21 protein-coding genes are annotated in these 15,875 nt (G+C 42.6%); 9 read left to right on the top strand and 12 right to left on the bottom strand.

Features of this window, described 5'->3' with window-relative positions:
* Window positions 1-193 precede the first annotated feature (193 nt).
* Window positions 194-1,326, bottom strand: a protein-coding gene (locus tag F986_RS17665; RefSeq protein WP_223155595.1) for an IS3-like element ISAba14 family transposase whose coding sequence is annotated in 2 segments (ribosomal slippage) — window positions 194-1,074 and window positions 1,074-1,326 — 1,134 coding nt in all. Because the reading frame shifts where the segments join, the coding sequence is not laid out codon by codon here.
* A gap of 93 nt (window positions 1,327-1,419) precedes the next feature.
* Between F986_RS17665 and F986_RS00940 the strand changes: the two genes are divergently transcribed.
* From F986_RS00940 to F986_RS00920, 6 genes are all read left to right on the top strand, one after another.
* The gene (locus tag F986_RS00940; RefSeq protein WP_045015060.1) at window positions 1,420-1,914 is read left to right on the top strand and encodes a glutathione peroxidase; all 495 of its coding nucleotides are present in this window, start codon (window positions 1,420-1,422) and stop codon (window positions 1,912-1,914) included.
* Window positions 1,915-2,103: 189 nt separating this feature from the next.
* The gene (locus F986_RS18485) at window positions 2,104-2,361 is read left to right on the top strand and encodes a hypothetical protein (RefSeq protein WP_017396938.1); all 258 of its coding nucleotides are present in this window, start codon (window positions 2,104-2,106) and stop codon (window positions 2,359-2,361) included.
* Window positions 2,247-2,483 carry an RcnB family protein gene (locus F986_RS18480; RefSeq protein WP_080593160.1) on the top strand — a complete coding sequence of 79 codons (237 nt, stop codon included), beginning with the start codon at window positions 2,247-2,249 and terminating at the stop codon, window positions 2,481-2,483. The genes F986_RS18485 and F986_RS18480 overlap by 115 nt, the downstream gene beginning before the upstream one ends.
* A gap of 135 nt (window positions 2,484-2,618) precedes the next feature.
* The gene (locus F986_RS00930) at window positions 2,619-3,209 is read left to right on the top strand and encodes a hypothetical protein (RefSeq protein ID WP_017396937.1); all 591 of its coding nucleotides are present in this window, start codon (window positions 2,619-2,621) and stop codon (window positions 3,207-3,209) included.
* 90 nt (window positions 3,210-3,299) lie between these two features.
* Window positions 3,300-3,743 (top strand): AAA family ATPase, encoded by a 444-nt coding sequence (locus F986_RS00925; RefSeq protein ID WP_004684437.1) that lies wholly within the window; start codon window positions 3,300-3,302, stop codon window positions 3,741-3,743.
* Window positions 3,744-3,824: 81 nt separating this feature from the next.
* Window positions 3,825-4,760 (top strand): hypothetical protein, encoded by a 936-nt coding sequence (locus F986_RS00920; protein WP_004684436.1) that lies wholly within the window; start codon window positions 3,825-3,827, stop codon window positions 4,758-4,760.
* A 31-nt stretch (window positions 4,761-4,791) separates the two neighbouring features.
* On the opposite strand, the gene F986_RS00915 is transcribed toward F986_RS00920, so the two are convergent.
* From F986_RS00915 to F986_RS00865, 11 genes are all read right to left on the bottom strand, one after another.
* On the bottom strand, window positions 4,792-5,112 hold the full coding sequence (locus tag F986_RS00915) for a hypothetical protein (RefSeq protein ID WP_004684433.1): 321 nt from the start codon (window positions 5,110-5,112) through the stop codon (window positions 4,792-4,794).
* 357 nt (window positions 5,113-5,469) lie between these two features.
* Complete coding sequence (locus F986_RS00910; RefSeq protein WP_004684427.1) at window positions 5,470-5,889, bottom strand: F0F1 ATP synthase subunit epsilon; 420 nt, start codon at window positions 5,887-5,889, stop codon at window positions 5,470-5,472.
* Window positions 5,890-5,915: 26 nt separating this feature from the next.
* Window positions 5,916-7,310 (bottom strand): F0F1 ATP synthase subunit beta, encoded by a 1,395-nt coding sequence (atpD, locus tag F986_RS00905; protein ID WP_004684425.1) that lies wholly within the window; start codon window positions 7,308-7,310, stop codon window positions 5,916-5,918.
* 26 nt (window positions 7,311-7,336) lie between these two features.
* Window positions 7,337-8,206, bottom strand: a complete 870-nt coding sequence (atpG, locus tag F986_RS00900; RefSeq protein WP_004684424.1) for a F0F1 ATP synthase subunit gamma — start codon at window positions 8,204-8,206, stop codon at window positions 7,337-7,339.
* Between the two features lie 89 nt (window positions 8,207-8,295).
* Complete coding sequence (gene atpA / locus F986_RS00895; protein ID WP_004684423.1) at window positions 8,296-9,840, bottom strand: F0F1 ATP synthase subunit alpha; 1,545 nt, start codon at window positions 9,838-9,840, stop codon at window positions 8,296-8,298.
* A 44-nt stretch (window positions 9,841-9,884) separates the two neighbouring features.
* Entirely contained in the window at window positions 9,885-10,421 is a 537-nt protein-coding gene (locus tag F986_RS00890) for a F0F1 ATP synthase subunit delta (protein WP_004684422.1), read from the bottom strand.
* Window positions 10,422-10,433: 12 nt separating this feature from the next.
* A complete protein-coding gene (locus tag F986_RS00885) occupies window positions 10,434-10,904 on the bottom strand; it encodes a F0F1 ATP synthase subunit B (protein WP_004684420.1) in 471 nt (156 codons plus the stop codon).
* A gap of 38 nt (window positions 10,905-10,942) precedes the next feature.
* Window positions 10,943-11,188 carry a F0F1 ATP synthase subunit C gene (gene atpE, locus F986_RS00880; RefSeq protein ID WP_000424060.1) on the bottom strand — a complete coding sequence of 82 codons (246 nt, stop codon included), beginning with the start codon at window positions 11,186-11,188 and terminating at the stop codon, window positions 10,943-10,945.
* A gap of 84 nt (window positions 11,189-11,272) precedes the next feature.
* Entirely contained in the window at window positions 11,273-12,148 is an 876-nt protein-coding gene (gene atpB / locus F986_RS00875; RefSeq protein ID WP_004684418.1) for a F0F1 ATP synthase subunit A, read from the bottom strand.
* A gap of 107 nt (window positions 12,149-12,255) precedes the next feature.
* Window positions 12,256-12,654, bottom strand: coding sequence for an ATP synthase subunit I (locus F986_RS00870; RefSeq protein WP_004684416.1), 399 nt, complete (start codon window positions 12,652-12,654; stop codon window positions 12,256-12,258).
* A 171-nt stretch (window positions 12,655-12,825) separates the two neighbouring features.
* On the bottom strand, window positions 12,826-13,665 hold the full coding sequence (locus tag F986_RS00865) for a metal ABC transporter solute-binding protein, Zn/Mn family (protein WP_004684414.1): 840 nt from the start codon (window positions 13,663-13,665) through the stop codon (window positions 12,826-12,828).
* Window positions 13,666-13,806: 141 nt separating this feature from the next.
* On the opposite strand from F986_RS00865, the gene F986_RS00860 reads away from it, so the two are divergent.
* The 3 genes from F986_RS00860 to znuB are packed head-to-tail and all read left to right on the top strand — an operon-like array spanning window position 13,807 to window position 15,872.
* Entirely contained in the window at window positions 13,807-14,301 is a 495-nt protein-coding gene (locus F986_RS00860) for a transcriptional repressor (protein WP_004684412.1), read from the top strand.
* A complete protein-coding gene (gene znuC, locus F986_RS00855) occupies window positions 14,286-15,068 on the top strand; it encodes a zinc ABC transporter ATP-binding protein ZnuC (protein WP_004684411.1) in 783 nt (260 codons plus the stop codon). The genes F986_RS00860 and znuC overlap by 16 nt, the downstream gene beginning before the upstream one ends.
* Window positions 15,069-15,071: 3 nt before the next feature.
* On the top strand, window positions 15,072-15,872 hold the full coding sequence (gene znuB / locus F986_RS00850) for a zinc ABC transporter permease subunit ZnuB (RefSeq protein ID WP_004684410.1): 801 nt from the start codon (window positions 15,072-15,074) through the stop codon (window positions 15,870-15,872).
* The last annotated feature ends 3 nt before the right edge of the window (window positions 15,873-15,875 follow it).

Below are 15,875 nucleotides of genomic sequence, written 5' to 3'. Positions count from 1 at the left end.
TGTTGCGATCAATCCGCAAATGGGCGTGACTTTGTCGAACGCTTCCAACACAATAAAATGCACATCGTATAAGGACACGCAAATGAGCACTTCGATTTATAATATTCCAGTCAAATCCATTCAGGGCGAAGAAGAGGTGGTCCCACTTGTTTGAACAACTAAAAGCGTATTTATAAGTGATATTCCGCTCTAGTTAAGCCACCTTGTTTTGTTGGGGTAGCTGATCATAGTAAAACTCATTTGGTGTCATTTTGTCTAGACTCGAATGAGGTCGTTTCAAATTATAAAACTCAAAATATGCACTTAATTGCTTTTTCGCATCTGTGACACTGCTATAAGCTTTGAGATACACCTCTTCATATTTAACGCTCCGCCATAATCGTTCAACCATCACATTATCTACCCATCGACCTTTACCATCCATACTGATTTGAATGCCATTTGATTTCAATACATCAATAAATGCATCACTGGTAAACTGGCTGCCTTGGTCTGTATTAAATATTTCAGGTCGACCATATTTTTCAATCGCTTCATTTAAAGCCGAAATACAAAAATCCACCTCCATACTAATCGATACCCTATGCGCAAGTACCTTGCGGCTATGCCAATCAATCACAGCACATAAATAAACAAAGCCTTTTGCCATAGGGATATACGTTATATCCGTAGACCACACTTGATTACTGCGCTGAATAGCCAACCCTTTGAGCAGATATGGATATTTACGGTGAGCTTGATTAGCCTGGCTTAAATTTGGTTTGCAATATAACGCCTGAATACCCATTTTCTTCATTAAAGTACGTGTATGACGTCGTCCTATATGATGTCCTTGACGATTCAACAAATCACGCATCATACGACTGCCTGCAAAAGGATATTGCATATGTAATTCATCAATACATCGCATCAGCTTCAGATCTGATGCACTCACAGGTTTTGGGCGATAGTAATAACAACCACGGGAGACTTTCAGCAGCTTAGCTTGCTTAGATACTGAAATCTGAAGTGAGTCGTCGATTAACTTTTGTGGTTGAAGCGGCCCAGTTTCTTCAACACACCTTCTAAAAAATCAATTTCTAATGCCTGCTCACCGATTTTTGCATGTAGTTTTTTTAGATCGATGGGTGGTTCTGTTGGAGCTTTTGATTGATCGAAAGCTTGCGAGGAAGCTGAGATCAATTGATTTTTCCAGTCAATAATTTGGTTTTGATGAACATCAAACTCAGCACTCAATTCAGCAAGTGTTTTTTCTGCTTTAATCGCAGCAAGTGCTACCTTAGCTTTAAAATCATTTGAATGATTTCTTCTTGGTCTACGTGCCATAAAATACTCCATATATTGATGTTTATAACATCATTTGAGGAGCAGAATATCACTTATAGGAGTTGTTCAAATTTACGGATCCATCTCTAAGACATCAACTTAAACCAATACCAAGGTAAAGTTCTCTTGGTGGTGAATGTGGCATCTAAATGTGGCCTCACACCGCAGTACGAAGGTTTAGAAAAACTCTATCAAGACAAAAAATCACAGGGTTTAGAGATTCTAGGTTTTCCTGCCAACAATTTCTTGGCACAAGAACCGGGTTCAGACGCTGAAATTCAAGAATTCTGCTCTTTAAACTATCAAGTGGATTTCCCGCTTTTTTCAAAAATCTCGGTTGCTGGGGATGATAAGCATCCGTTATATGAAACGCTCACCCAAGCGGTGCCTGAACGCATTGGTGAAGGCCCTTGGTGGAAAGACTTGGTGGACTATGGTTTAACACCGAACGAACCACCTGAAGTGCTGTGGAACTTTGAGAAATTCTTAATCAATAAAAATGGCGAAGTGGTTGCGCGTTTTGCACCGGACATTACGGCCAATGATCCGCGTATTGTCGATGCTATCAATGCCGAATTGGCCAAATAAGCCGGAAGCTGTTTATAAGCAGTCGAATTTAACGGCTGCTTATATTTTATTTTTTTAAATGAGTAATGACACTCGAATCGGTTCGATCTTCATGATTTCTTCTTTATTTTGATAATTTTACAACATTTCATTCACGATCAATCAAACACTTCACTCTATGATGCATCTATCCGCTCAAGACAACCCGAAGTGAAGCTCATAAATACATTTATAAAAGCAGCAGTTTTATCTATCTCAACCGCATTGATTGCCCTGCCTGCACTAGCAGCACCACAAGAACAACATCAGCAACATCAAACCGCTCAGTCACATGGACATGCGCAAAAGCACACATCAAATGGACATCAACAACCCATGCCACTGTCAAAAAAGCCAACCGTCCATCTCAAGACTGGAAAGCAGGTCAAAAACTCCCAAGCGCTTACCATAGCAATGCCTATAAAGTAGATCACCAAAAATACAAAAAACTCAGCAAACCCGGTAAAAACCAACAGTGGATTAAAGTGAATGGCGACTATGTACTGACAGACATTCGCAATCATTCCATTATTAAAATCATTGCTGGTTAAACTACTGTAAATGAAGAGTGCTCAGGCACTCTTTTTTTTATTTTAAAAAGTTTTGTTATGACTTTGAAACCCAGCATTTTATCTACACATTTTGCCCTTATATTAAAAAACACATAGCCCAATATTGATTTGATGATGAAAAAGCTTTTACAAAACTTAGTTCTTCCTTTTGCACTGTTTAGTTCAGGCATTCTACTCATTGGCTGTGAGCAAGCAACAGAGCCGAATCAGCAAGACATCCAGACTGAGACCTCTGAGCAAAACCAATCTGCGAATACACAAAGCCCTGAAAAAGCTGAACTGAAAAGTGGCAACATGCTCTATATCGTGCGTGATGTGGCAGATATGCAATTAAAAGCAGGTGAATACGTCACTCAGCTGCAAGAAACCCAAAGTGACTTGCAGGCCGCAATTGAACAGCATGATCAACAACAGTTGCAACACGCCGCGACAGCTTTGCAGCAACAGCTCACAGGTTTCAATAATGCCTTGAATGGCCTGAATCTTAAAACACAAGAAATCAATGATATCCGTGAAAAACTACTGTCTGCCAACCAACAAGTTTTAGCTTCGCCTTTTTTAAATGGACAGGTGGATTTCAGCCAAGTCGACTTTAAAAAGATGCAACAGCAAATGGGTACAATCCAATCTGAAATGTTGAAATTGGCTGCAATGATGATTCCTCAGCAAGCTGAGAATGATAGTTCAAACACAAACCAATCTTAAAACATTTAAATAGTGGTGCTTTCAGCAATAGAGTAGGAGAAAATGACTGCAACCATTTTCTCCTAATTTGATTGAGGCACGATTTCTCACATGCAGCTGATTATTTTTATGGGCATCCAAGCTTCGGGAAAATCGAGCTATTATCTGCTGAATTTGGCACATAGCCATTTGCGCATCAACCTTGATATGCTGAAAACACGGCATCGTGAAAAAATCATTTTTGAAGCAGGACTGGCCTCAAAAACCAAAATGGTGATTGATAATACCAACCCTACGCCAGCCGATCGTGCGCGTTATATTGCCAGTGCTCAGGCCGCAGGCTTTGAAATTGTTGGCTATTTCTTTGAGACTGAGCTTAAAGGTGCACTGGAACGCAACCACTTACGTGAAGGCAAAGCCTGCATTCCTGAAATCGGAATCAGAGCCACCGCTCAAAAATTTGAACCTCCACACTACGCTGAAGGCTTTGATGCATTGTATAAAGTTCGTATTCTCGGGCAAGGTGAATTTTCAATTTCACCCATACCGATTTGAAGCTTTAATGAAAAAACATTAACTATTTCTCATTTTTAAGCTACCATGTACAAATAAGAAACACAGAAAAACATTTTTATAATGAAAAAAGTCATTCTTGTGATCGCCTGTTTAGCAATCATCGTCTTTGGCGGGATGCACTTTTTAATGCCTGAAAAAACCACGCCACACTTAACCCAGTTTTTTTCTAAAGAGCATAAAGAAGTTCAACGTATTCAGGACTGGCTCAAATACAAACAACAGCAGCAGTTACTTTTGGTCGATGTTGTAAGCCCTGTCAGCCACAAACAACAAGGTGCTTATGCTGAATATATCAAACAAAAAATTGAGTTCAACCAGCAAAATATTCAGCGCCTGCAGCTCAGCCGCTATCAAAGCAAAGCGTTTAAAGAGCTACAACAGCTCGAAATTCATGCGCTAGAGCAATGGAATACCTTATTTCAAACGCATATTGTAGATGCCTTCGTTGAACAGCAGCATTTCACTGAAATTCCAGTTGAAGAATACCAACAATTTGATGCTGAAGCGCGCTATGCCTTACAAAAGCAAGAAATTTTGGTTCTCGAACACTTACAACAATTGCTGCAACAAAACAGCCCATATCTGTCTGACATCGATCATAGCCTACTCAGCGATTGGCTTTATTACCAACTGATGCAACATGAAATTCATCCGGTTTTCTCTGAATGGTTGGAAGTCGAAACAGATATGCCTGATCGAAGCCGTCAAGATGCGATGCAAGACTTAAGGCTTTATAAGCGGTTTAACCCCAATACCGATGAATATAAGTACATCATGTCACTCGAAACACAGCTTTGGCAGAACGAACACCCATCTTCAAATTTGCTTGCACAGCCGTCCAATACCATGTCCAATTCGGATATCGAAATCGATCCAGAGATTGTGATTCCTGAAGATAAACCTCAAGTTGAGCAAATCAAAAAGTTGATTGAGACTCAACACAATAGCGTTAGCCGCATGATGTTCAGCCAATTGCGTCAAAGCTTTTTGCAATAAATTTAAAATAATGCTTTGAGCTCACACCTCATCAAAACGAAGACTGTTCCTGAGTTTTGCTCTGTGCTAACCATTCTTTAAAAGCCTTTTGCATGGCGTGACGCTCATATGGCTTGGCTAAACGTGCTTCCATCATTGAAAAATCACCCTTATAAGCTGCTTCAATCATGGCTTTGGTCAGCTCCTGAATACTCTCGCGACCTCGATGTTCATATTGTAATATTTCTTCTGAAGTCAGTACCAAGTCCCAACATGACACCACTGAACTCATATCGACTGCGATACTCAGATAATAATGCTCAAAATCTTGGTAAAGTTCCCAAAAGTGGGATTCATGCGCAATCAGGTTCATCTTCATCTACCCTCACAGAGAAGTATTCAAAATATAACTTCTGTTGAATAAAAGATATGCAACTTTAGATAGTCGTGCCCCTGCTAAACGAAATATATCAAGCATAGGAGCGCTGGTTCAGCTGAATTTTAAAAATTGTGTATTCAAAGTATTCTACAAGCCAGCGTACAGTTAAAAGACGAAGGACTATCATGCAAAACAAAGATTGCATGTATGCAGCAGACCAATCCAGTCCATTTGAACAATGACAACTAAGAAACCAACAAACTCATCATGAAATAAGCAATTGACGCCTTTTTATCAACTGACATAAAAAAAGCCACCTTTCGGTGGCTTTTTTTAATCTCAAACCGTCTCTTATTGAGCGCGGTTTTTGATTTTGCGGATGGTTTCCAACTGAGCAGCAGTTTCTGCAAGAGCAGCCAAAGCAGCAGCCGAGTCCAAGTCGCTCTTTTGATTCGCGAGCAATTGTTCAGCGTGTTTACGCGCTTCAAGAATTGCTGCTTCATCTAAGTTTTCTGCACGGACTGCAGTATCTGCAAGAACCGTAACAACATGCGGTTGAACTTCTAAAACACCACCAGATACATAGATTAACTCTTCTGTACCGTTTTCAAGCAGAACACGGATTGTACCCGGCTTGAGTAAAGTTACTAGTGGCGCGTGACCAGGCATAATACCTAATTCACCACCAGCACCTTTAGCAATTAGCATCGTTACAGCGCCAGAGTACAAAGACTCTTGAACACTTACAACATCACACTGCATAGTCGACATGAGAATCTCCTAAATTAGGTAACTAATTAAAGTTTCTCAGCTTTAGCAATTACTTCGTCAATACCACCAACCATATAGAACGCTTGTTCTGGAATGTGGTCATATTCACCAGCTAAAAGACCTTTAAAGCCACGAATCGTTTCTTTAAGCGGTACAAGTTTACCAGGAGCACCAGTAAACACTTCAGCTACGTGGAACGGTTGAGAGAAGAAACGTTGGATTTTACGCGCACGGTAAACAGTCAACTTATCTTCTTCTGCAAGTTCGTCCATACCAAGAATCGCGATGATGTCTTTCAATTCTTTATAACGTTGAAGAACGTTTTGAACTGAACGAGCAATCTCGTAATGCTCAGCACCCACTACTAGTGGATCTAACTGACGTGAAGTTGAGTCAAGTGGATCGATCGCTGGGTAAATACCAGAAGATGCGATGTCACGGCTCAATACTACAGTTGCATCTAAGTGAGCAAACGTAGTTGCAGGCGATGGATCTGTTAAGTCATCGGCAGGTACGTATACCGCTTGGATTGACGTAATAGAACCAGACTTAGTCGATGTAATACGTTCTTGAAGAACACCCATCTCTTCTGCAAGTGTCGGTTGGTAACCTACTGCAGATGGCATACGACCTAGAAGTGCTGATACTTCAGTACCTGCTAGTGTATAACGGTAAATGTTATCTACGAACAATAGTACGTCACGACCTTTGCCGTTTTCGTCTTTCTCGTCACGGAAGTACTCAGCCATGGTCAAACCAGTCAACGCTACGCGTAAACGGTTACCCGGTGGCTCGTTCATCTGACCGTAGACCATTGCTACTTTGTCTAGAACGTTTGAGTCTTTCATCTCGTGATAGAAGTCGTTACCTTCACGAGTACGCTCACCAACACCAGCGAACACAGATAAACCTGAGTGCGCTTTAGCGATGTTGTTGATCAACTCCATCATGTTTACAGTTTTACCAACACCGGCACCACCGAACAGACCAACTTTACCACCTTTAGCGAACGGGCATAGTAAGTCGATGACTTTAATACCAGTTTCTAAAAGGTCAGTAGAAGCTGCTTGTTCAGCATAAGAAGGTGCTTGACGGTGAATCGGCAAACGCGCTTCCGTCGCAACTGGACCAGCTTCGTCGATTGGGCGACCAAGAACGTCCATGATACGACCCAAAGTCGCTGTACCCACTGGTACAGAGATTGGAGCGTTAGTATTCGTTACGTTCAAACCACGCTTAAGGCCTTCAGTAGAACCCATTGCAATAGTACGAACTACGCCATCACCAAGTTGTTGCTGAACTTCTAATGTAGTTTCAGTACCATCAACATGGAGAGCGTCATAGATCTTAGGAACGCTGTTACGTTCAAACTCGACGTCGATAACCGCGCCGATGATCTGAATGATACGACCGCTACTCATTGCTGTCTCCTCAATTCAAAATAATGTTAAACGGCAGCGGCACCACCAACGATCTCAGAAATTTCCTGAGTAATCGCGGCTTGACGCAGCTTGTTATAAATAAGTTGTAGGCTCTTGATCAAATCACCTGCGTTATCCGTTGCAGCTTTCATTGCAACCATACGAGCTGACTGCTCACACGCGATGTTTTCGATCACGCCTTGATATACCACAGACTCGATATAACGAACCAATAAGCCATTTAAAAGCTGTTCAGCTTCAGGCTCATAGATATAATCCCAACCGTATTGACGGTTAAGGGTCTTGTTTTCTTCAGCAGTTGCTAAAGGAACAAGTTGTTCGATTTTTTGATTTTGAGTCATGGCATTGACAAAGCCGTTTGACACGAGATAAATACGATCTAACTCGCCTTTATCAAATGCGTCTAACATCACCTGTACAGAACCAGATAACTGTTCAAGGCTTGGTGTATCACCGACATTTGTCGTAGCACCCAGCACTTTACCGCCGTAGTTTTTAAAAAACGAAACCGCTTTTTGACCAATTAAAGCAAATTGAACTTCAATTGACTGCTCTTGTTGCTGTTGTACGTGTTTAACCACTTTTTTGAACAAGTTAATGTTCAAACCACCAGCAAGGCCGCGATCTGAAGACACAATGATATAGCCAACGCGCTTTACAGGGCGTTCAACCATATAACGGTGTTTGTATTCAGGATTCGCTTGAACCAAGTGAGCAATTACACGGTGCATATTTTCGGCATACGGACGGCCTTGAGCCATGCGCTCTTGCGCACGACGCATCTTAGAAGCTGCTACCATCTGCATCGCGCGAGTAATTTTCTGCGTGCTTTTGATACTAGCTACTTTGGCGCGAATTTCTTTTAAATTTGCCATACGCTTAACCTAGTATTCGAAGGCCCTTTCGAGCCCTCGAAGGTTGATTCCGTGAACCAAACCAAAACTAAATCCAACTGAAGTTGAAATTAGTAAGTTTGAGTCGCTTTAAAGCTTTCAATACCTGCTTTAATTGCAGCTTCGATGTCTTTGTTGTAATCACCAGTTTCATCGATGTTTTGCATTAACGCAGCATTTTCTGAACGGAAGTAAGAGATTAACGCAGCATCAAAGTCTACGATTTTCTTCACTTCAACGTCAGCCATGTAGCCTTCGTTAGATGCATAAATTGAAACAGCTTGGTCAGCAATTGAATATGGAGCATATTGTTTTTGCTTCATTAATTCAGTTACACGTTGACCATGTTCAAGTTGCTTACGAGTTGCTTCATCAAGGTCAGAAGCGAACTGAGCAAACGCTGCCAATTCACGGTATTGCGCCAAAGCAGTACGGATACCACCAGACAATTTTTTGATGATCTTAGTCTGCGCTGAACCACCAACACGAGATACAGAGATACCCGCGTTCACAGCAGGACGAATACCTGCGTTGAATAATGATGTTTCAAGGAAGATCTGACCGTCAGTGATCGAAATTACGTTCGTTGGTACGAATGCAGATACGTCACCCGCTTGAGTTTCAATGATTGGTAATGCAGTTAATGAACCAGTTTGGCCTTTAACTTCACCATTCGTGAATTTCTCAACGTAGTCAGCAGAAACGCGCGAAGCACGCTCAAGAAGACGAGAGTGAAGATAGAATACGTCACCTGGATACGCTTCACGACCTGGTGGACGACGTAATAACAATGAAATTTGACGGTAAGCAACAGCTTGCTTAGACAAATCATCATAAATAATGAGTGCGTCTTCACCGCGGTCACGGAAGTATTCGCCCATTGTACAGCCAGAGTATGGAGCCAAGTACAACATTGCTGCTGGATCGGCTGCAGCTGCTGCTACAACAGTGGTATACGCCATAGCGCCAGTTTCTTCTAGCTTGCGCACAACGTTAGCAATAGTCGATTGTTTTTGACCAATAGCTACGTATACACATTTAATGCCAGAGTTTTTCTGAGCGATGATCGCATCGATCGCCATCGCTGTTTTACCAGTTTGACGGTCACCAATGATCAACTCACGCTGACCACGGCCTACAGGGATCATTGTATCTACTGATTTATAACCAGTTTGTACAGGTTGATCCACTGATTGACGCCAAATTACGCCTGGTGCTACTTTTTCAACAGCATCAGTTAATTTTGCATCAATTGGGCCTTTACCATCAATTGGGTTACCCAAAGCATCTACTACACGGCCTAAAAGTTCTGGACCAACCGGAACTTCTAATACACGACCTGTGCAACGCGCTTTTTGACCTTCTTGAAGGCTTAAGTAGTTACCTAAAACAACGACGCCCACTGAATCCTGTTCTAGGTTCAGTGCCATACCGTATAAGCCGCCGTCGAATTCGATCATTTCACCGTACATTGCATCAGCAAGGCCGTGAATACGCACAATACCGTCGGAAACCATAACAATGGTCCCTTCGTTTTTAGCGGTCGCGCTGGTGTCCAGATCGCCGATACGCTGTTTAATGAGCGCACTGATCTCGGATGGATTCAGTTGTTGCATTGCGCTATACCTCAATCTTTTTAAAGTTCAGTCTTCATATGCAATTAAGCAAGAAGACGAGTCCGCATTTTTTCTAGCTTGTTAAGCGCAGAATCATCTATCACTTGGTCGCCTGCACGAATAACAACACCAGCAATAAGCTCTGGTTTAACTTCTACAGAAACATTTACCGCAGCTTCGAATTTTTTCTCTAAAGCATGTGCAAGTAATTGTTCTTGTACAGAAGTCAATGGGAATGCAGATTCAATCACTACATCCACAGTATTGTTATTCTGTGATTTGAGCTGCTCGTATTCAGCAGAAATTTCAGGAAGAAGCACCAAACGGTTGTTTTCAGCAAGCAATGTCAAAAAGTTTGACACTGCTGCAGTTTGGTCTTCGCCTAATACTTTTGCAAAAAGACTTACCTGCTCAGCAGGAGTAAGCTCAGGGCGAGTTAAGAAAGCTGAAAATGCTTCGTCTTGCACCGCAGCACTGAGCAAGTTCAATGCAGATGACCAAGAGTCAGTTGCATTTTGCTCAGAAGCGTAAGCAAATGCTGCTTTAGCGTACGGGCGTGCCAACGTCAAGAGTTCAGCCATAATCCGCCTCTCTTAAAGTTTAGCAGCCAGCTGAGTCAGCATGGCATTGTGAGCTTCAGCATCAACTTTTTGGCTAAGAATTTTCTCAGCACCTGTTACTGCAAGATCAGCAACTTGTTGACGTAATTCTTCACGAGCAGAATTGATTTCTGTATCAACAGCTTCTTTTGCTTGTTGACGAATACGCTCACCTTCAGCTGACGCTTGAGTACGAGCTTCTTCTACCAATTGTGCACCGCGACGGTTCGCTTGTTCGATCAATTGAGCCGCTTGCGCTTTCGCTGCATCTAATTCAGCTTTCACTTGAGCTTGCGCATCCGCAAGATCAGCTTTTGCTTTTTCAGCAGCGTTTAAGCCATCAGCGATTTTACGCTGACGCTCACTAATCGCATTGATTAGTGGTGGCCATACAAATTTCATGCAGAATGCGACAAACATCGCAAATGCAATCGCTTGGCCAATCAATGTGAGGTTGATATTCATTGCTATTCCTCAATAGTTTAATTTAGGAATTAAGCTGATTAACCTACAAATGGATTAGCAAAGATGAAGAACAAGCCAATACCAACACCGATCATAGGCACAGCATCAAGAAGACCCGCGATTAAGAACATACGAGTTTGAAGTTGTGGAGCCAATTCTGGTTGACGTGCAACAGCTTCAAGGAAGCGACCGCCTAAAAGACCAAAACCAATCGCAGTACCTAAAGCACCAAAAGCGATCAAGATAGCAGATGCAATTGCAACTAGACCTAAAGTGAGTTCCATGATAATTCCTCAGAGGTTAGGTTTATACCAAATTAAATTAAAAAATTATGCGCCCAACCATCCAGTGATAGTTGGGCATTACCATTAATGCTTTTCGCTTGCCATGCTCAAGTATACGATAGTCAGCATCATAAAGATGAATGCTTGTAGCGTGATAACAAGAATGTGGAAGATCGCCCAAGGCACAGACAACGCCCATTGGATCCAGAACGGTAATAATGCGATAAGGATGAAGATTAACTCACCTGCATACATGTTACCGAAAAGTCGCAGAGCCAATGAAACTGGACGTGCAAGGAATGTTACTAATTCAAGAATTAAGTTCACTGGAATCAATAACGCTTTTGCAACTGGGTTACTTGGGTTAAATGGGTTAAGTGCTAATTCGCCAACGAAACCACCAATCCCCTTTTCGCGAATACTGTAGAACAAGATCAGTACAAATACAGATAAAGACATACCTAGGGTAATGTTTGGATCTGTAGAAGGTACAACCTTGAAGTAAACGTGATGAGGATCCATACCAAATACACTTGCACCAATCAGTTGAGCTGTATACGGAATAAAGTCAACTGGGATTAAGTCCATTGCGTTCATGAGGAAAATCCACACGAAAATGGTCAATGCAAGTGGCGCAATTAAGCGTGATTTGCCATGGAAAGTATCGCGAACACTTGAGTCCACAAACTCAATGATCATTTCAATTGCAGACTGGAACTTGGTTGGAACACCAGAGTTTGCAGCTTTCGCTACGCACCAGAACAACAAACAGAAAATCACACCAAGAGTGATAGACCAACCCATTGAATCCAAGTGAATAGCAGTGAACCCCATCTGTTGAGCTTCTTCAGCAGTCTCAGCCAACTTCCATGAACCGTCTGGCATTTTGCCATAAGTCATATTCGTCAAGTGATGCTTGATATACTCGGTCGAAGTAAGGGCATGTTCTTCAGCAGCCATAAATCACACCTGGTCAATGTCAAATACAAATAGAGAGAACGAACATCGCGTGCTGCTTGATATCTCGTTCATCCCCTAAAAAACTTTTCAATTTTTTGTAGTGCTTATTAAACTCGTTTTTGTTGACGCGACACCCAAAATGGAGCAACCCACGTCATGGTTTGAACGAGCATAAAACCACAAAACAACGCCACCGCTGACAACGGTTTGACATTGCTTAAAATTAAAATGAAACCAACAATCACAATTGCAAACTTACCCATCATGCCTTTATACATGTTCGCAAGAACTTGTTTAGAAGCGCGAGCTCCTGCTGCTCGAAACGACTGCCATGAAAAATAGCAAGTCGCAAGCCAACACACGAGCGCACCTAATGCTGCACTCAGGGCTGCGGTTGAGTCTTTCACGACCCAGCCGATCAAGGCTGAAACAGGAATCATACATGCTTGTAAGAGGACTAAAGCTTTCGCTAATCGTCGGTCAATCAAGCGACTAGTTCGGCTCATTATTTATTCACTCACAACAATCATGCTTGACAAGTTTAGCTGATGATTATTTTTAATCGCAGGCATTATAGAGTTACACCCCTGAACATGCAATCTTTTCCCGACCTAAGTCGAGTTTTTTTCTATGTTTAAATTGCTTTTAAACTAATCAATTATTGTTTAATTTTTGCGTCACTTTCGCGCATTTAGCACACATTTATGCACATGATCGGCCAATTGCTTCCACGCGCTGACAAAATCCCCCGCCCCAGTCATGCTTTCATCAACAGCTTGGAAAACCAATGGGTTCAACTTTTGATATTGTGCTTGACTGGCATGCACTTCGGCCAAAAGGCACATCTTTGAATAAGGGCGGCTGTCATTTAAGTATTTGATTTGCGCAACCGTAGGGGCAATATGTGGGTCATCTGTCAAAGCGCCTGCAAAGCGTAAATTTAAAGGTCGCTCTAAGTATTGATAGGCATCATGAAAAGACCAATATGGGCGCGCTTGGGTACTTTGACTATATATAGCTGAAGCTTGCAACATTTTCTGAGCAAAGAGTTTGGCATTGTTCCAGTAGCGCTCCTTATACTCAGGCATCTGCTGTGAACGCAGGCCTGCAATAAAGAAACCAATGCGTACCGCATTGTTTGGGTCAAGCCAAACATGGGTATCGATGGTATTTTTTAAGGCATCACCACGGGTATTGCGTAGTGGTAAAGCATTGATAATGCCTGAATCTAAAATAGAAACTGCTTTATCATTGGGGGTCAGGAGTTTATCCAGCGGTGCTTCATGTGCTCGTCCCAACCAAATAACCAAACCTGCATCCTGAATAATTTTACGATGCATTGGGGTCAAACTCACATCATGTCCAGATTGATCGGCCAATAATAAGGTTGGTTTTTCAATGCCTTTCGTCACTTCCTGTGCAATCAAGTAAATCGGCTGTGTAGAGACAACCAAGTCTTGCGTCCAAGCAACACTACTAAACAGCGCAAACGCAAAAAAAGCCAAGAAACGGGACATGGGGAGCAATCACTAGAAATACAATTAGTGTTATAATATAACAAATCGACAAAAATACCTATGCCTAATCGAAACTCTCTGCGCTTCATGTTAAGATTTAATGTCGTTTTTCTTTTATAAATTTTGCACTTGAGGTTTGTTATGAGCGCTTGTTCTCACGAACACCACCATGCTTTACATGATGTGCATGGTCATCACAACGTTGAGACGCGTTTGGCTGAAGCAGAAGTCTTGTGCGCAGGAACTGGTGCGCGCCTAACCCCCTTAAGAAAAGAAGTCTTGGCACTGATCCTGAATGCGACAGGCCCGATGGGTGCGTATGACTTGTTGGCTAAAATTAAAAGCAATGCCGATCGCCCTGCTGCCCCACCGACGGTGTACCGCACCCTAGACTTTTTATTAGAAAAGGGCCTCATTCACCGCCTCACCTCGATTAATGCCTATATTCCGTGTTGCCATCCCCGCGAAGGCCATCAAGCCGCCTTTCTCATTTGTACTGATTGCAAATCAGTGACAGAGGCCTCTGCTCAAGGATTATTACAACAACTCGATGCACTTTCCGCAGCCGATGGTTTTACGGCACAACATAGCATTATCGAAATTTCAGGAATTTGTCAGCAGTGTCGCCACAAATAAGCCTCGATCCTGTTCTGGTCGAACTCTCCCAAATTAGTGTTCGTATCGATGAACGCGAGATTTTAAAGCATGTCGATTTTGTCTTACATGAACGGGAAATTGTGACCCTGATTGGCCCAAATGGTGCAGGGAAATCCACGCTTATTAAAGTGTTGTTGGGTATTGTGCACCCTAATGCTGGCGACATTAAAACAACAAAGCCACTCAAGTTTTCTTATGTACCCCAAAAGTTTAATCCCTCACATAGCCTACCGCTTAGGGTGAAAGACCTTTTGGCTTTGGAAAAATGCGATCCTGTAATCAAGCAAGAAATTATCCACGATACTGGGATCAGCAAACTTGAAAACTCTAAAGTACAGCAGCTTTCAGGTGGAGAACGACAACGCGTTTTACTGGCTCGTGCGCTGTTACGTCAACCCGATATTTTAGTTCTCGATGAACCGATGCAAGGCTTAGACATTCAGTCTGAGGCTGAGCTGTACGACTATGTGCGCAGTTTACCCGCCAAATATGGTTGTGCTGTGCTCATGGTTTCACATGATTTGCAGTGGGTCATGCAAGGAACTCATCGTGTGGTGTGTTTGAATAAACACATTTGTTGTAGTGGCCTGCCTGAAAGTGTGCAACAACACCCTGAGTATCAAGCCATTTTTGGTACTAACCGCGTGTTCTATCAACATCATCATGATCACTGCGCACATGGTGATAGTGCAACGCCTTGTCAGCATGACGCTCGCCCACACATTCACCCCGAACCGGAAGCTTAAGTCATGATGGAATGGTTACAACTGCTATTACCTGCATGGATTATGGGTACGTTGCTGGTCTTTTTGACTGCACCACTGGGCTGTTTGATGCTATGGCGCCGCATGTCATTCTTTGCCGACACCATGGCACATGGCACGTTACTGGGTGTCGCGATTGCAGGAGCAATGGCATTGCCCCTGTGGATGGGTGTGGCTTTTATTGCGGGCTTGTTGGTGGCGATCCTTTGGGTTTTGCATGATCCACGGTTACCGAATGACGCCTTACTCGCACTCTGTTCTGCGACCTTGCTCTGCTCGGGTCTGATGTTTATTCAACATATTCCAAGCTTAAGACCTGAGTTACTCAGCTATTTATTTGGTGATTTGCTCACGATCACATGGGCAGACCTGCCCGTTTTTGCCACTGTTATTGTTGTTGCGTTGGCAGTGCTTTATAAGAGTTGGCAGGCTCAAATTCAAATCGCGATCGATCCTGATATGGCCGTCAGTGAAGGCGTCAGTGCGAAATGGCAACGTTTGATTTTTATGTTGCTACTGGCTTTATTTACCATTTTAGCGCTTCGTGCAGTGGGTTCTTTACTGATGGGTGCCTTGCTTGTCATTCCAGCACTCACCGCTCGACTGCTTGCCCACTCTCCAAAACAAATGGTGATTTGGGCCTTTGTGATTGCGCAAATTGGGGTGACGGTTGGTTTATGGTCCAGTGCAGGACTGAATACCTCTACAGGGCTCAGCATTGTTTTAACCATGTCGACTCTGTTTGCGTTGATTTTTATCGCGCAGAAGTTTAAAAAATTGACATAACTA

The organism is Acinetobacter johnsonii CIP 64.6, assembly GCF_000368045.1.
Classification (GTDB): Bacteria; Pseudomonadota; Gammaproteobacteria; order Pseudomonadales; family Moraxellaceae; genus Acinetobacter; species Acinetobacter johnsonii.
Note: the sequence above shows the minus strand (reverse complement) of the source record. Positions and strands in the feature narration are given on the sequence as shown.

Bases quoted from the DNA above. Each gene is read 5' to 3' on its own strand.
- F986_RS00865 (WP_004684414.1), bottom strand. From the start codon at position 13,665: ATGTCCCGTTTCTTGGCTTTTTTTGCGTTTGCGCTGTTTAGTAGTGTT.
- atpB (WP_004684418.1), bottom strand. From the start codon at position 12,148: ATGGCTGCTGAAGAACATGCCCTTACTTCGACCGAGTATATCAAGCAT.
- znuB (WP_004684410.1), top strand. From the start codon at position 15,072: ATGATGGAATGGTTACAACTGCTATTACCTGCATGGATTATGGGTACG.
- F986_RS00925 (WP_004684437.1), top strand. From the start codon at position 3,300: ATGCAGCTGATTATTTTTATGGGCATCCAAGCTTCGGGAAAATCGAGC.
- atpE (WP_000424060.1), bottom strand. From the start codon at position 11,188: ATGGAACTCACTTTAGGTCTAGTTGCAATTGCATCTGCTATCTTGATC.
- atpA (WP_004684423.1), bottom strand. From the start codon at position 9,840: ATGCAACAACTGAATCCATCCGAGATCAGTGCGCTCATTAAACAGCGT.
- F986_RS00870 (WP_004684416.1), bottom strand. From the start codon at position 12,654: ATGAGCCGAACTAGTCGCTTGATTGACCGACGATTAGCGAAAGCTTTA.
- F986_RS00885 (WP_004684420.1), bottom strand. From the start codon at position 10,904: ATGAATATCAACCTCACATTGATTGGCCAAGCGATTGCATTTGCGATG.
- F986_RS00860 (WP_004684412.1), top strand. From the start codon at position 13,807: ATGAGCGCTTGTTCTCACGAACACCACCATGCTTTACATGATGTGCAT.
- atpG (WP_004684424.1), bottom strand. From the start codon at position 8,206: ATGGCAAATTTAAAAGAAATTCGCGCCAAAGTAGCTAGTATCAAAAGC.
- atpD (WP_004684425.1), bottom strand. From the start codon at position 7,310: ATGAGTAGCGGTCGTATCATTCAGATCATCGGCGCGGTTATCGACGTC.
- F986_RS00920 (WP_004684436.1), top strand. From the start codon at position 3,825: ATGAAAAAAGTCATTCTTGTGATCGCCTGTTTAGCAATCATCGTCTTT.
- F986_RS00915 (WP_004684433.1), bottom strand. From the start codon at position 5,112: ATGAACCTGATTGCGCATGAATCCCACTTTTGGGAACTTTACCAAGAT.
- F986_RS00930 (WP_017396937.1), top strand. From the start codon at position 2,619: ATGAAAAAGCTTTTACAAAACTTAGTTCTTCCTTTTGCACTGTTTAGT.
- F986_RS00910 (WP_004684427.1), bottom strand. From the start codon at position 5,889: ATGTCGACTATGCAGTGTGATGTTGTAAGTGTTCAAGAGTCTTTGTAC.
- F986_RS00890 (WP_004684422.1), bottom strand. From the start codon at position 10,421: ATGGCTGAACTCTTGACGTTGGCACGCCCGTACGCTAAAGCAGCATTT.